A 14375-nucleotide genomic window follows, 5' to 3' on the forward strand; every position below is an offset into this window, starting at 1 on the left:
TGGCATTCGGCGGCGTATCAGGGCCAGCTTCAATGAGCAGCACGCGAGCGCCATAGGCGGAGAGCCTGCTCGCCATCACGCATCCAGAGGAGCCACCACCCACGACGATATAATCGAAAACCACGCAACTCCCCATCAAGGTACCAAGTGTGATGGGCTTCTTCAGCAAAGCGCTCCTCCTACCGCCTGAGATATGGTCACTTACGGCGCGGCAGCTCCACATCATGCCGTCTGTAACGGAGCGATTTGATCGCCAAATCGGTCGAGGGCATGCCCGAAGCGAGACCGAGCGACCCATCTGAACTATCTCTGAACCGACAAGCTCTCAATTCCAGGGCACATGCATCTCCGGACACGCCGGTGCGTCGGTGTGAATGATTGCAAGTTCGTAGGGCGAGAGCAGCGCTCGCCTACGGTTTCTTGCATCACCGTCTTCCGAGAAACAATGATACTAACAAGAGATAACGACGACTTTTTCGATTTTTACAGCAGTCAAGACTGTCACTTCAAAATATCGCATAACTACGTTATTGTAGACCCGGTCTCTTACATAGCGAAGGCCTACTTTCGGTGCTTTCCGAAGCGAACGCGTGTTCGTTGGGCGAATGAATGAAGTGACCTTCTCGAGCGTTAGGTTCTCGAAAGCAAACTGGATCGCTGCCCTGCCGGCCTCTGCGGCGATCCCCTTACCGGAAGACGCAAGGTGGAGGCACGATACGGTTTCCACATTAGTGGGATCTTCGGGCAGATACGGGCCACTGTACATCAATCCACAGTAGCCTGCGAATTTTCCGACTTGGCCTTCGCCTTTTACGAACACCATCCATAAGCCGAAACCATTGCTCTGCCAATGATGGATGAACTGTTGTAGTTTAGCTTTCGATTGCTCTCGGGTCGGATAGACTCCATCCCACATGGCATTTACCACAAATGGATCGCTATGAAGCTCATGTAGAAGAAGCTCGTCGCTATGCGACGGTGGCCTTAGGATTAGGCGCGGCGTTTCTAGAATGTACATGAGAAGCTCCCTTCTAGCCATAAGTTAGAGCCGCACTTACCTCCAACGCGGCCATGATCTCCTAGCATGAGCGTCAAGGCCGCAGTGCTTGATTGAAGGCGTTCGACGAGGTTTATGCTTAAGGTAGCGAGGTCTACACAAATCAAGCTTTGGGCGCCTAACCGTGTCAGTGTTGACGGCACCTGGAAAGCCGGCCCGAAGGCGATAAAAAAATTAGGCGCCTCCTTTCAGAATGGAAGCAGGCGACGCGCTGGTGAGCGGGCGCCTGATACGCGCAACATGCTGCGGCGGCGTTTACGCAAGGGGTTGCTTACCCCAAGGGGGGGGTATGGTATTGGCCCAAAACCGGCTAACTACATTGTTCATTTAAAATACGCGCCTCCTTCAAGCTTAACCTGCACTGGTCACTTTGCGAATGCCCGCCAGTGGGTTCTTCAGCGTGCCGACGGTGTGCAGGTATTCTCCCGGATCACCGAAGTCCACCATTTGCTGGTTTTTTTGTATCTGCAGTCGATTCATACATCGTCGCAGAAATTCTGGAGCGAATAGGTCATGCTGCCTGTATTTTTCGTCATATTCCGGATGTTTCGTCTGGTAGCCAAGGATGGACTCGCTTACGAGCTGCCAGAAGTGTGTCGACGGAAAATCAAGATGTTCTTCGAGTGTTACAGCCAAGTAACGAAAGAAGCAGTCGAAAACGTCGGTGAAAATGAAGTCGTGCTTCATGTCGCGATTTACTTGAATGCAGATCCTCTTAATCTCCTCCGGCACGTTGAGATCTCCGCCTAGAATACGAAGCTCCTCGCCAATGTCTTTCATGATAACTCGCGTCGGAGCGTGATCTTTCATAACTAGAATTATATTTTCTCCATGTGCCATAAACGCTAGATCGTAAGCATAAAAGCAGTGGAGAAGCGGCGCCAGATAAGATTCAAAATAGCGGCGTAGCCAAGCGGCGGCGTCTAACCCCGAGGCATTGATGAGGGCTGTCACGAGTGCTTCACCATTGTAATCGACATGAAGCAGCGACGCCATTGTCATCAGACGTTCCCCTTCTTTCAACTGCCGAAGGGGGCTTTCCCTCCACAGCGCAGAAAGCATCTGCTTGTAAGGGGAGTCCTTCTTGAGGGCGGTGTTGAAACAACGATTGCGATAGCCAATCGTCGCGACCTCGCGAAGGATGCTGAAGCCGTTGGCGGCTAAATAGGAGTCACTGTCGAGCAAATTCTTCAACCATTCGTTGATGGCGGGCGTCGCCAGCATGTGTGTCGGTGACAAGCCGCGCATAAACCCCATGTTAAGTATCGACAGCGCCGTTTTCACGTACCGTTTATGCGGATCGCTTATATTGAAAAGTGTGCGGATCGATTGCTGGGCATGATATATGTCCTTCCCCTGGCCTAGGCAGACAATGTGCCGGTTGGCGATATCCGCCGCGAAGATAGTTGAGAGCCGATTGAACCATTGCCAAGGATGCGCTGGCATATAGATGTAATCGGTCGAGTTTAGTCCCTTTTGACGCAACGCTGCGTCGAACTGTTCCAGCGCCTGTCGACCGAGTTCCTCGTGCATGAGAAGGTCGTAGTCGAGCGTTGAAATGGACTTAAACGTTGCCATTTCTTTATGGACGGCCAGCCATATGAGTCTTATCGAACTGCCCACCTCCGGCGCATAGCGACTATAGTCGAGCGCGTCAAAGCCAATGCGACCGTTATTCGCGATAAAGGTCGGGTGGCCCTCCGTCATGCCAGCCTCAACGATCTGGTAATCGGCAAAAGCCAGTTCTGCGGCGGATATCTCTGTTTTGGCCTGCTTGTACGCGCTGCCATACAGCGTGCTGCTGATCTCCTGCAGGTAAACCGGCATCATCTCTTCCTTTATGCCAAGATGGCGGCTGAACTCAATAACAAAATCAAGCGCATCCAGGGGGGCCGGCCTGCCCTCAATCCTTTTCTCCAGAGAGCCGGCGTCCACTTGCCAGTGATCTAGCAGGAGGCGCCGAGCCTGGAACCAATACTCCAACCCAGGGGTCTCGCTTTCCAGCACATACTTCCCCCAGTCGCCTTCCATTCGCTGGAGTCGAGGAGCAATTAGCAACTCGTGTGCAAATTCGCTGATTGCTTTACGGATAAGGAGCCGGTTGGCCTTTGCCCATAAATGCGGTTTCAAATGCTGCGTTACGCGTTCGGCTAGGCTTATCTCATCGTCTCGGGCTGTCATATCACTCACGATCTCAACTCCTTCAGAACGTAACGGTGTAAGGTTCGCGAACGCGCCTTACACTCGTCTCGCCAAACTTCGACGTCGCACAAAATCCGTTCTATTTTTCATCAGAAAGGATAAGAAATACCGGACCTCTTATACAAGTTAATTTCTAATGTGTTGTGTACCGTTCGTCTTCGCTCGTGATAAACCAGCAATATTACCATCTTACTTATATAATATATTAGAATACCGGTTTCACCGGCCCTGGACGTCGTCCTTCATCTTGCAACGAGCAAGAAGTGTGTATTGATTTGCACATGCCGTACTGTCGTTCGATCACGTCAAGCGGTCGGTGTCCATTGTTTGAGCTCTCCGAGTGTCCATTTTTGCTGTCCGTCTCCATACAATCGCATACGTCTAAAGCGGAATTTCCTTTGCTTGATAAGCCCAGACTGGGTAGGGGGGACTGAGTGAATGCCTACTCCGCTGAAATGCTGTCCTGCACCGCGCCAATGCTGTCGCGTACGATCGACAGACCACGGCGCAGTTCAGCCTCGGTTATGGTAAGGGCTGTCATGAACTTGAGCACCTCACCATACGAGCCAGCGATCTCGATCACCAAGCCGCGACGAAAAGCTTCCCGGGAAATGAGCCCCGGCAATGAGTGGTGCTTTGGTGATACGAGTCCATACATCAAGCCGCGGCCTCGGACATTCAGAGCAAGGCTGGGGAAGTCGTCTGCGATCGACTTGAGTTCTTGAGCCAAGATGGCTGATTTGCGAGCAATCTCATCTTCAAACTTGGAGTCGGACCAGTAAGTCTCAAGAGCCGCACGAGCAGTGACGAAAGCATAGTTGTTGCCCCTGAACGTGCCGGTGTGCGCACCCGGCGTCCAGACATCAAGTTCAGGCTTCATGAGGACAAGGGCCATAGGCGTTCCAATTGCAGACAACGACTTTGACAGGGTAACGATGTCCGGCACGATCTCAGCCGCCTCGAAACTGAAGAATTTCCCTGTGCGACCGACACCAGCCTGAATATCATCGAGGATCATCAGGATCTCGTGCCGAGAGGTCAGATCACGCAGCCGTTGCAGCCATTCAACGGTAGCAGCATTGACACCGCCTTCGCCCTGCACTGCTTCTAGGATCACCGCAGCGGGTTTGCCGAGACCACTGCTAGGATCATCGAGAAGCTTCTCGAAATACTCGATCGTGTCTGAAGCGCCGAGATAGCCCTCGTACGGCAACGATGTCACGTGCGCGAGGGGAAAGCCGACAGCATCTCGGAACTTCGTGTTTCCGGTTGCCGCCAACGCCCCAGCGCTGACTCCGTGAAACGAGTTCGTAAACGAAACGATGTTTGACCTGCCGGTCACTTGGCGAGCTAGCTTCAGAGCCGCCTCGACCGCGTTCGTACCTGTGGGGCCAGTAAATTGCAATTTATAAGACAGACCGCGGGGCTTCAAAATAAACTGCTCAAAAGCTTCGATGAAGGCCTTCTTGGCGGTCGTAGCAAGGTCGAGCCCGTGCACAATTCCGTCGCGCGCAATGTAGTCCAACAACGCCCGCGTGAAGGCTGGGTTGTTGTGCCCGTAATTCAAGGCTCCCGCGCCTCCCAAGAAGTCGATGTATTCCCGACCGTCTGTAGCTATGAGGGCAGTGCCGACGCCTCGATCGAACAGAACTGGGAACGCACGGACGTAGCTCCGCACCTCAGACTCAAGACGATCAAAGATCGCGAGGCTTACATCGTTTGTAGGAGTAAACTGCTTCTTCATAGGGCGAGTCCTGAATTGTAGCCTGCAAAGGCATCAGCCCAAACTGTCTGGCGAAGGCCATTTCAATCGGTTCGAGGTTCGGCTTGTATGACGGCAGCATGAGCAGTCACACGCCTGGCCACGCCAACTCACGGCCCAAGCCAGTCGATCGCTGCGAGGTCCAACGTCACGTCCACCAGAGAACAAGATCAGGCCGCGCAAATCCGAAAAAGCAATTCAGCACTAGGCGACGCTTTCCGTCGCCTAATTGACCGGTAACCCCGTGAACGAAGCCGCCATCGATTAGGGCGATATCCCCGGTTTTGAGCTCGAACTCGCGGCAAGGGACGGCTTCCAGATAGGCTGCCGAATAGGGATATCCAGTGGTCTCCACACCTTGCGATATCCGGTCCGCAACCGTCGGCTTGTGGCTCCAGAGCTTCAGATTGCCGCCTTCCTCAGGCATGCTGGGATAGAGGTTGAGCGCTGCGACCGTATTGTGCGCCACCGCAGAAAGCTCGTAATCATCGCCAGCACGTAAGACTTGAGCGACGTCGTCGTGGGGATCCAAGGAAAATGTGCCTGTGCCCGACCAACTGAGGCCGCGACAAACATTGGCCTGGCCGTGTTCGGAACGGGCTAGCCGCAATTCGATTCCCTGGTTGTGAAGCTCTCGCTTCAACGCCCTGAATACTGCTCGAACCGGGTCAACCAAATTCTTAAAAAGGGCATCGACGTACGGCCGCGCGTTTTCGGCGTCTGCGAAATAGGTGGCTGCATCCTTCCTGTAGTGAGATGCGCCGACATATTGTCCGGGCACACCATCTTTACGCTCTCTGAGACCAGAGCTTCCAATAAAGTTCGTAGTGATCTCCTCGGCTACTTCGGTGCTGAAAGCTTGCTTGATGTGCAGAGCGGTGAGCTCACCTTTCAGGACCGAGATGATCTCCGCCGTGTTGATCGACCCGGTCCGTTCTTTGATCGAAACCGGCGAGATGGCTGGCACTTGAGATATCTGACTAGGCATTGTCTTGCTCCTGTAGTGCGTGTTCAAGGATGGTGATGCCACGATCGAGTTCGGCATCGGTGATGGTTATCGGTGGGAGGACTTTGATAACGTCGCGATTTGGCCCCGAGGATTCGATAAGAAGGCCATTTTCGAATGCGACATCGTGCACGCGGCCGACAACTGCCGGTGAACGGCATTTCAGGCCGGCCATCAGACCGCGGCCGCGCTTCTGTTCGATGTATCTTGGAAATTTCGCAACCAGGCGATCGAGGTGCGTTTGCAGCCTGACGGCTGTCCGCTCGACACCTGCAGTAAATTTCCTATCCGACCACATCTTGCACATGGCTCCTGCCGTCACGAAGGCGAAATTGTTGCCTCTGAAGGTCCCGCTATGTTCTCCGGGCTTCCATATGTCCAAGTCGGGTCGAATCAGAACGATGGACAACGGACTACCTGAACCGCTTAGGGACTTGGAAAGACACACAATATCCGGTTCGATTTTCGCGGACTCGAATGAGAAGAAATCGCCAGTTCGGCCCGCACCCGCCTGAATATCGTCGACGATAAAAACAATGCCGTGCGTACGGCAAATGCGCTGAATTTCCGTGAGCCAAGCTGCGGATGCGGCGTTCATGCCGCCTTCGGCCTGGATGGTCTCCAGAATGATTGCGGCAGGCTTTTCTATGCCGCTCCCCGGGTCGCTCAAAACGCTGTCGATGTAACTGGCGGAATCGAAAGCTTGGCTCGGATAGCCGTCATAGGGAACACGGATCACATCGTGGCGAGCGACGCCTCCCAGTTCCCTGGTTGAGGCCGAGCCCGACACCGCTAGAGAGCCGAGCGACATGCCGTGGAACGCATTCGTAAAGGCCATGACGCTCGAGCGGCCGGTGTATTTTCGCGCCAGCGCCAGAGCCGCTTCGTTGGCGTTCGTGCCGGTCGGCCCAGGAAACTGAATCTTGTATGAAAGGCCTCTGGGTTTCAGGATCCAATCGACGAACCCTTCAATGAAGTCACGCTTTGCCGCCGTATGCATATCAAGCGACAGAAGAATGTTCTCACCGACGAGATATTCAATCGCCGGCGCCATGATATCCGGATTGTTGTGCCCGTAATTGAGCGCCCCGGACCCAACGAGGAAGTCGATGTATGCGTTACCGGTCTCGTCCCAGATGGTGGCCCCAAGTGCCCTCGCAAAGACGGCGGGAAACGACCGACCGTAGCGACGAACGTTGGACTCATGGGCCGTGAAAGGGTCGGTGTTCATATTGAGTCCTCTGCACTTGGGTCGTTCAAAGAAGAGAGCGATTAATGGCTGGTTGCTCGCGGTAGATGTTCGTCATCTAACATTGAGAGCAGAATGCCGGAGGCAGCCTTGGTTAGTCTGGTGATGCCGGCATCCTCATCAAATATTGTTGGGTTGCGTTGCCCTCCATTCGGATGCTTTCGGAGAATGTGCTGCAACAGGATGGCTTCTAAAGCTTCCGCGAAAGCATCGCTACTATGGCATTAGGTAGTTGACGTACCCCACCCATCGCTGCCCATAGCGTCTCCGGACAAATGTCCAAGGAGATCAGCAGGGTCGCGTCGCCAGAGGTTGTGTCGCTCGGCGGTAGCGAAGCCGCTCGCGAGCGCGCTCCTCAATAGCGCCGTAGCGAGCGAGCGGCTTCGCGGCGGTCATCAATATTCGCCGTTCAACCTCGGGCTGCGGACACCAACCTGATTCAAGAAACTATTTGATGACCGATGACACAGCGAAAGCCACGCTCTCTTTGAGAAGAATGCGGATTCCGATCTCTTGCGCCATGACTGGCCCGAGCCGCCGGATCAAGAGGGCGGGGCCGCCGTGGACCCCCTTGACGGAAAGCCCGTTCGTAGGCCAGGCGGAAGCAACCGGGAGACGCGCTGGCGAAGGGCCGCATCGGTTTCGAGAACGTCCACTACCGCGACGGCAACCATCCCCGGCTGCAGCCGGGCTGCTGCCTTCAGGCGAGTCGAAAAGGAGATCGTCCGGGAGGGTGAAGGCGTTGACGAGGTGAGCCGTGAGTAAGCAATCAAGCTCTGATCGGGATCGACTAACACTGTTTCCATCCGACCGATGGTTGACCTGTGATCGGCGTTACCTCAAGCTAGGCAGGCCGACAAGCTCGGTTGGAAGGCGAAGACCTTTCGATGAGCTCGTCTCCGAAATGCTCGAGGCCCACTGCCGCGCCTACAGGAACATACTGGCGTAACGTGAAAACACGATGGCGTCGCGGGCAGGTGCATCTGTCGTGGGGCCATCCGCACTGCCAGGCACGCCCTCTCGGCCGGCATGCACTCAGGTCCGGTCGTTTGGGTCGGCGAATTCACACATCCTGCAAAGCAGAAAACCATCTGCTCCATTCATGCGGTCGACGATTTCGCGAAAAACTGGCTTTTCAAACAGAGCGGAGTAACCCTCATATAGAAGGTTGCCCAATACGTGACGCCGTTCAAAATCCATAGAGCACAGGGTAACGTCGCCGTTTGGAAGAAGAACATTCCGATACTGTCGTGCGTCCACGCAGGTTAGGGCTCCGACCACTGGCTGACGTGGTGCAACGATCTTAGGGTCGACGCTTCCACCCCTACTGCTCACCGGCCGCGCTTTTATCAGGGCTTCGGTAGGAATAATGTCGGCTATATCTGGGTGGGGCTCGCCCAAGGCCACGAATCGGATCAAGGGGATGTCCGCGTCGACGAGTTGACGAACCAGATCGCGATACTTGTCTCCGACCAGGCGGCTGTTCATGTAGGTGCCGTCATCGAAAACATGGACCACGAATACGCCCAAGCGCAAGGCTTGCAATCGCCGCAGGTCCTGCCCGTTCATTCCCACCAGCGTCGTAAAAATCCTGATGCCATGGCCTTTGGCGAAGGCGTGCTCCACCATTTCGGTACAGTCCGGATTGAGCCAAGGTTCGGAGTATCCCGCAAAACCAATGTCGACGGAAGTCGGTACGCGGGCCAGACACCGCTTGAAATCTTCAAGATCCAGATGACTCGCATGAGACACTTTTCTTTGCCGGACCGCGAACTTGTCCTGGGGACAATATGAACATCCTACGACGCATCCCGTGGTCGTCGTTATCTCCAAAACCCTGCCGGCTGTGTTTGCTGAGCGAAGTTCCGGTAAAATCACTGGTGATTACTCCCCTCTACTTCCTGCGAAGCGCCACGATGGTGTGCGTGTGCCTTTGGCTTTCTGATACCGCCTGCTGATCTACCGAGGCAACGCAGACATCTACCCTTTTTGGCAGCCTAAGCCGCCCGGTTCACCGACTTGCCGGGCCGACCTTCACAAACTTCCAGCGCGTCGGACCAGAGACAGCATTGCATCTTTCGAGGCATCACTCGCTCCGGAGATGTAGCCTCAACCGTTGGTCGCTGGCCCGTCGCCGAGATGCGCGCGCAGCACCCTCGAACCCGCCGGAGAGAAGCTTTCTGGATGCCGTCGATCATCCTTCATCGAGCGAGTTCCGTGTTCTCATGCGGGTCAGCCCTCACACTATATTGCCGCACATCGACCAGCAAAGGCCGAGCTAGTGCGCCTGGCGCGCAGTTACTGCGAGATAGGCTTCGAAAAGCCCGACAGAGCTAAGACGCTCCGCTGTATTGAACCCGACATGTTTTCTGACAGCTGTCAGATTTTGGACACACATCACTCATCGTCAGTCGCTTAATACGGATGGTAATTTCTTCCAGGAATCGGTGACATTGAACACCACCCTGTCATGACCGCCCAATCTCAGCGAAGCGAACTCAGCATCGCCACCAGGACCAAGCCTGAAGATAAATCCGCCATAGCAGCGTCAACGACATTTTGCTTTCGAAGCCGGATGGATTGCACGAGGTGATTCGCGCCGTGATGCAGGAGGTGCTCGAGGCCGAGATGGACGAGGCGCTGGGTGCTTCGAAGAGCGAGCGCACGCCGGAGCGTCTCGGCTATCACGCGCGCTACTACGGGCGGAGAACTAGCTGCGCACCTACGGCGGTTCGATAATCCCAAGGTTCAAAGCTTTTACAACAGCTACCGTTCTGCTGGTCGCATCCAACTTCCGCATTACATTTTTTAAATGGAAATCTATCGTATTTCGTGATCTGCCTAAAATAGTTCCTATTTCCCAAGATGATTTTCCTTGTGACACCAAATCAATGCACTCTATTTCTCTCGGAGACAGGTTATGAGCTCGTTCCGACGCAGTCGTAGTGTCGAACTTCGTAACCATCCGATGAAACCGCAGCGCGGCCATTTGCAGGTAGGTGATCGCTCTATTCTGCAATTCGCAGTCCGAGGATTGAGCAAAACTCACAAACCTAAAGCTGCCACCAGGGCCATGTAAAGGGACGGTAACGCCTGACCTCAAGCCGAATGTTGCTGCTTCGTCCAAGACGCGGCGTCCATCTTCAGTTATGTTTTCATCAGTATACACCTCGCTCCATCGAAAGGGTCCCGCCTCCTTTCGACCTTTCTTGATGAGGGGGTCTATTTTGGCATAGCCCATTCTCGAGTAGCGCTCCTGCCATTCAGCAGGATAATTCCACATCACCACAGAACCCTCTCGGTTCGGCTTGAAAGCCCTCTCTGATGCGAGCGGCCCATAGGCAATCCACGGGCAATCGAAATTCAGCGCAAACGCAGACAACAGTTCGAACAATTGTTCGGATTGAGCGACATCATCAGTCATCTTGAGGAATAGGTCTAACTCCACCGCAATCCGCCGGAGTTCCATGATGTCTCCTTCATTGCGTTCTCATTGGTGCACAGTTTGCTCCAACCCAGCCTCGCAACATCCGAAGTCAACGGGACTCGAGCCGGAGTTCCTTCCGCCACCTGGAGTACCCTCAAGAGTCGTGCCAGCTTGCGAGCGAAGCTTCTCCTTCAGGTCGTCAATCGACGGGGAGGTACCCAGGAGGCGAACCGACAGCACTGTGTCGGGGAGCGCACAATCCGACAGTCGAGCATTCGATTGACGGAATATGGGCAGGAAAGTATTCGCGGCGCGCTTTTGAAATCAGCACCTAAGTGCCGGGCTGCATTGCAACTGTACTTATTTGATCGAGACAAGAACAAGCTCAAAATTCAATCGATACATCGACCTTCTTTTCCAATCTCCCGAGTTGAGCAGCCGTAGCAATCGTATTCGACTGGATGGCGGCTGACTTTCTCCAGGCTCGGTAACCTGCTGAATTTGTCCTTCGGATGTTCCCGCTCAGTTGGCACGACTTTTGAACTCACCGTCGTGAGGCGGCAAGAGCTGCCCGCCAAAATTGATGCTGTTATGGGGGAGGTCGAAATTCCAGTTTTGTCTTTTATCGTCTTTGGGACCGAGCGTGTTGATGCGCCCGCTTGGAAACTATGAGACGTTTCCCCGTCCATGGGCGCGGCGCCACTTGTCGCGACGTTTTCGCCTTCACTGTTCGCCTCTGGAACAGGCAGCCGGCCCGGCTCGCGATCATCATGACCGCGATGCTCGCCTCCACGCTGGCTGACGTGTTGATGCCGCTCTATTCTGGCCGACTCATCGACGCTGTTTCTCGTGCTGCTAATGCGGCAGCACCAGCTTCGGATTCAGCTGTTGCAGCATTCTCTGTACCGATTGCATTGGCACTCGGTGGCATTGCCATGCGCCACGTCGCCTTCATTGGCCTGAGCGACCTGGTGTTGAAAATGATTTCCGACGTCGCGACCGAAGCGTTCCATCATGTGCAGCGCTTTTCGACAGACTGGCATGCAAACAGCTTCGCCGGCTCGACAGTGCGCAAGATAACGCGCGGCATGTGGGCGCTCGACCTCCTCAACAGCACGATACTCGTCACGCTGCTCCCGTCGTTTGTCATCTTGATCGGCTCGACGGTGCTGCTCGGCTGGCACTGGCCGGTCATGGGCGTGATCTTTGCTTGCGGCTCTCTCGTCTACCTTGCGTTTTCGATTTCGCTGTCGCTCGGCTATGTCGCGCCAGCGGCGAGCCTTGCCAACCGATGGGACACAAGGCTCAGCGGCGCGCTTGCGGACGCGGTCAGTTGCAACGCTGTGGTCAAGGGCTTCGGCGCAGAGGTTCGCGAAGACGAGCGGCTTGCAAATATCATGACGAAATGGCGGCACCGCGCGCGCCGGAGCTGGGTGCGCGGAACGATCATCGGCTCAACCCAAGGCGTAACTTTGGTTGCGCTCAGGGTGGCGGTGGTCGGATATGCCCTGCTTCTGTGGTCGCATGGACAGGCAACGCCGGGCGAGATAGCATATGTTCTCACGTCCTTCATCGTCCTGCAGGGCTATCTGCGTGATGCCGGCATGCATGTCCGCAACGTGCAGCACTCGGTTAATGATATGGAAGAACTGGTGGCCATCCACAATCAGCAGGTGGATGTTGCCGATCGTCCAGAGGCCAAGCCGATCCGGATCACGAACGGCCGTATCGATTTCGAGAACGTCCACTTCCGCTACGCCAACCATCCCCTGCCGCTCTATAGCGAATGTTCGCTGTCGATTGAAGCTGGCGAAAGGGTTGGGTTGGTTGGACCCTCCGGTTCCGGCAAGACAACATTCGTGAAGCTGATCCAGAGACTCTACGACCTGAGCGGCGGCCGGATCCTGATAGACGGTCAGGACGTCTCGGAGGTGACCCAAGAGTCCCTTCGTTCGCAGATCGCGATCGTGCAGCAGGAGCCGATCCTGTTTCACAGGTCGCTTGCCGAGAACATCGCCTATGGCCGGCCTGGCGCGAGCCAGGCCGAGATCGAGCAAGCGGCACGACTGGCAAGTGCCCACGAATTCATCGCGCCCCTGCCGAAGGGCTATGGGACATTGGTCGGCGAAAGGGGTTTGAAGCTCTCCGGCGGCGAGCGCCAGCGCGTGGCGATCGCGCGCGCCTTCCTCGCGAACGCGCCGATCCTTATTCTGGACGAGGCCACATCGAGCCTCGATTCGGAATCCGAGGTGCTCATTCAACAAGCGGTGGATCGGTTGATGGTGGGCCGAACCACACTCGTCATCGCACACCGGCTGTCGACGGTCCGCTCGCTCGATCGGCTGCTCGTCTTCGACCGTGGCCGCATCATGGAGGACGGCGATCATGCCGCCCTGATCAATCACGATGGTGGCATTTACCGCCGCCTCTTCGAACGGCAGGCGTTGGAACTCGCGAAGGGCCTGGCCTGATCGCTAAACCGGCTTGCGCGATGCGCCGAGCCGTTGCCGGAGAGGGGTGTGGCAGTGACGAGCGGCGGGCGTTAGGCCGGCAAAACCAGCACGGCCGGAACTGTCCGCCAAACGGGCGAGCGGGAATGCACCACGTCTAAGCTTCGGCGAATGCGCGCAGTTACACGCGGGCACCGAATTGTCGCGCCTAACGGCGCACGCACCAAAAGGGCGGGAATGTCGACGGCCCGGGAAGAGTGCGGCCCTCGCCGTTACCCACATTTCGCCAAAGGAAGCGAAGTCAACGCACATTGAGAGGGCGGTGCTTCCCGGCCGGCTGGGATCCCTGTCGCTGGCCCAACCTACCGCACGCCGGCCACGTCAACGGTTCAAAGTCCCTTCGGTTCGCAAAGTCGTCCCCTTGGAGACCCGGAAGCGCAGGAGCTCCGACCGCAGTCTTCGCTCAACTCTGGCCATCTGCTCCGGGATTGGATTCCGTTCCCTTGCTAGCACAGTGGCAGCTGAGCACGAACTCGCCGGCCCCGTGTCTTTCGATTACGGCCAACGGGCTTAGGAAGAGATTGGATTCGCCGGCCCTCTGCGGAGCGAATGAACAGTTCTATAGATCATCGACGTCCGCGAAAAAGAGCACGCAGCCGAAGTAGCCGGCCTGAAGCAGCAGCGAACAGGCCAGCGTCGTGACGACTGCCACACGGAGCGAATCCAAAGCGAAGTAAACCATCGACGCATTGCTGCACAGGACCAGCCCCACGAGCCGACAAAAAGATGAAGTGCAACGCCGTTCTCCTGGTTTTCGCCAGATCATGTTGCGAGCTCGTCGGCCGCAACATGCGTCTGGCAGTTCTTGGGGCAGACGCGGCCGCAGGCTCCGCAGCCGATGCAGCGGCCGGCATCATCGACAACCATGATCATGCGATTGAGCTTGCCGTCGAAATCGTCGTCCTCGTCATCGCAGGGGCCGAGGATTTCACCCGCATCATCAACGCCGTGAAGATGCATGACATCGCGCGAGCAGACCTTGAAACAACGGCAGCAGCCGATGCAGGTCTTGCTATCGATGGAGGTCAGGTACGACGGCATCCAAATGGAGCCGTCACGGGTGGTGAATGTGCGCATCATCCTAAATTCTTCATTGAAGCGAGTTCTCTCTTGGCAACATCCAACTCGGCATAAACGGCTTGGGTTTTCTCGGCGACTTCCT

At 55.8% G+C, this 14375-nt stretch carries 10 protein-coding genes and 1 pseudogene; 2 read left to right on the top strand and 9 right to left on the bottom strand.

What is annotated here, in order from left to right:
- Nucleotides 1-451: 451 nt before the first annotated feature.
- From EN804_RS28325 to EN804_RS28355, 6 genes are all read right to left on the bottom strand, one after another.
- Nucleotides 452-1018 carry a GNAT family N-acetyltransferase gene (locus EN804_RS28325; RefSeq protein WP_158515808.1) on the bottom strand — a complete coding sequence of 189 codons (567 nt, stop codon included), beginning with the start codon at nucleotides 1016-1018 and terminating at the stop codon, nucleotides 452-454.
- Between the two features lie 390 nt (nucleotides 1019-1408).
- Nucleotides 1409-3238 carry an IucA/IucC family siderophore biosynthesis protein gene (locus tag EN804_RS28330; RefSeq protein ID WP_063169359.1) on the bottom strand — a complete coding sequence of 610 codons (1830 nt, stop codon included), beginning with the start codon at nucleotides 3236-3238 and terminating at the stop codon, nucleotides 1409-1411.
- Nucleotides 3239-3701: 463 nt separating this feature from the next.
- A complete protein-coding gene (ectB, locus tag EN804_RS28335; protein ID WP_063169360.1) occupies nucleotides 3702-5003 on the bottom strand; it encodes a diaminobutyrate--2-oxoglutarate transaminase in 1302 nt (433 codons plus the stop codon).
- A gap of 166 nt (nucleotides 5004-5169) precedes the next feature.
- Nucleotides 5170-6009: a hypothetical protein gene (locus tag EN804_RS28340; protein ID WP_063169361.1), complete on the bottom strand. Its 840-nt coding sequence runs from the start codon at nucleotides 6007-6009 to the stop codon at nucleotides 5170-5172.
- Nucleotides 6002-7258 carry a diaminobutyrate--2-oxoglutarate transaminase gene (gene ectB / locus EN804_RS28345; protein ID WP_126104995.1) on the bottom strand — a complete coding sequence of 419 codons (1257 nt, stop codon included), beginning with the start codon at nucleotides 7256-7258 and terminating at the stop codon, nucleotides 6002-6004. Before ectB (EN804_RS28345) ends, EN804_RS28340 begins: the two co-directional genes overlap by 8 nt.
- Nucleotides 7259-8311: 1053 nt before the next feature.
- Complete coding sequence (locus EN804_RS28355) at nucleotides 8312-9028, bottom strand: SPASM domain-containing protein (protein WP_246693495.1); 717 nt, start codon at nucleotides 9026-9028, stop codon at nucleotides 8312-8314.
- A 718-nt stretch (nucleotides 9029-9746) separates the two neighbouring features.
- Between EN804_RS28355 and EN804_RS28360 the strand changes: the two are divergent.
- Nucleotides 9747-9982: pseudogene (locus tag EN804_RS28360) on the top strand (transposase); the annotation flags it as partial.
- 16 nt (nucleotides 9983-9998) lie between these two features.
- Here the strand turns inward: EN804_RS28360 and EN804_RS28365 are convergent.
- Nucleotides 9999-10745, bottom strand: a complete 747-nt coding sequence (locus EN804_RS28365; protein ID WP_126097332.1) for a LuxR family transcriptional regulator — start codon at nucleotides 10743-10745, stop codon at nucleotides 9999-10001.
- Nucleotides 10746-11371: 626 nt separating this feature from the next.
- Here EN804_RS28365 and EN804_RS28370 point away from each other — a divergent pair.
- Nucleotides 11372-13174, top strand: a complete 1803-nt coding sequence (locus EN804_RS28370; protein WP_135921821.1) for an ABC transporter ATP-binding protein — start codon at nucleotides 11372-11374, stop codon at nucleotides 13172-13174.
- A 598-nt stretch (nucleotides 13175-13772) separates the two neighbouring features.
- Here the strand turns inward: EN804_RS28370 and EN804_RS28375 are convergent.
- Both EN804_RS28375 and fdxB read right to left on the bottom strand, forming a co-directional pair.
- Nucleotides 13773-13979, bottom strand: coding sequence for an exopolysaccharide production repressor protein (locus tag EN804_RS28375; protein WP_095489408.1), 207 nt, complete (start codon nucleotides 13977-13979; stop codon nucleotides 13773-13775).
- A complete protein-coding gene (gene fdxB / locus EN804_RS28380; RefSeq protein WP_174800308.1) occupies nucleotides 13976-14293 on the bottom strand; it encodes a ferredoxin III, nif-specific in 318 nt (105 codons plus the stop codon). The genes EN804_RS28375 and fdxB overlap by 4 nt, the downstream gene beginning before the upstream one ends.
- Between the last annotated feature and the right edge of the window lie 82 nt (nucleotides 14294-14375).

The organism is Mesorhizobium sp. M8A.F.Ca.ET.161.01.1.1 (assembly GCF_004792105.1).
GTDB lineage: Bacteria > Pseudomonadota > Alphaproteobacteria > Rhizobiales > Rhizobiaceae > Mesorhizobium.

Coding starts and splice junctions, on each gene's coding strand:
- fdxB (WP_174800308.1), bottom strand. CDS start 14,293: ATGATGCGCACATTCACCACCCGTGACGGCTCCATTTGGATGCCGTCG.
- ectB (WP_126104995.1), bottom strand. CDS start 7,258: ATGAACACCGACCCTTTCACGGCCCATGAGTCCAACGTTCGTCGCTAC.
- EN804_RS28325 (WP_158515808.1), bottom strand. CDS start 1,018: ATGTACATTCTAGAAACGCCGCGCCTAATCCTAAGGCCACCGTCGCAT.
- EN804_RS28330 (WP_063169359.1), bottom strand. CDS start 3,238: ATGACAGCCCGAGACGATGAGATAAGCCTAGCCGAACGCGTAACGCAG.
- ectB (WP_063169360.1), bottom strand. CDS start 5,003: ATGAAGAAGCAGTTTACTCCTACAAACGATGTAAGCCTCGCGATCTTT.
- EN804_RS28365 (WP_126097332.1), bottom strand. CDS start 10,745: ATGGAACTCCGGCGGATTGCGGTGGAGTTAGACCTATTCCTCAAGATG.
- EN804_RS28340 (WP_063169361.1), bottom strand. CDS start 6,009: ATGCCTAGTCAGATATCTCAAGTGCCAGCCATCTCGCCGGTTTCGATC.
- EN804_RS28375 (WP_095489408.1), bottom strand. CDS start 13,979: ATGATCTGGCGAAAACCAGGAGAACGGCGTTGCACTTCATCTTTTTGT.
- EN804_RS28370 (WP_135921821.1), top strand. CDS start 11,372: ATGAGACGTTTCCCCGTCCATGGGCGCGGCGCCACTTGTCGCGACGTT.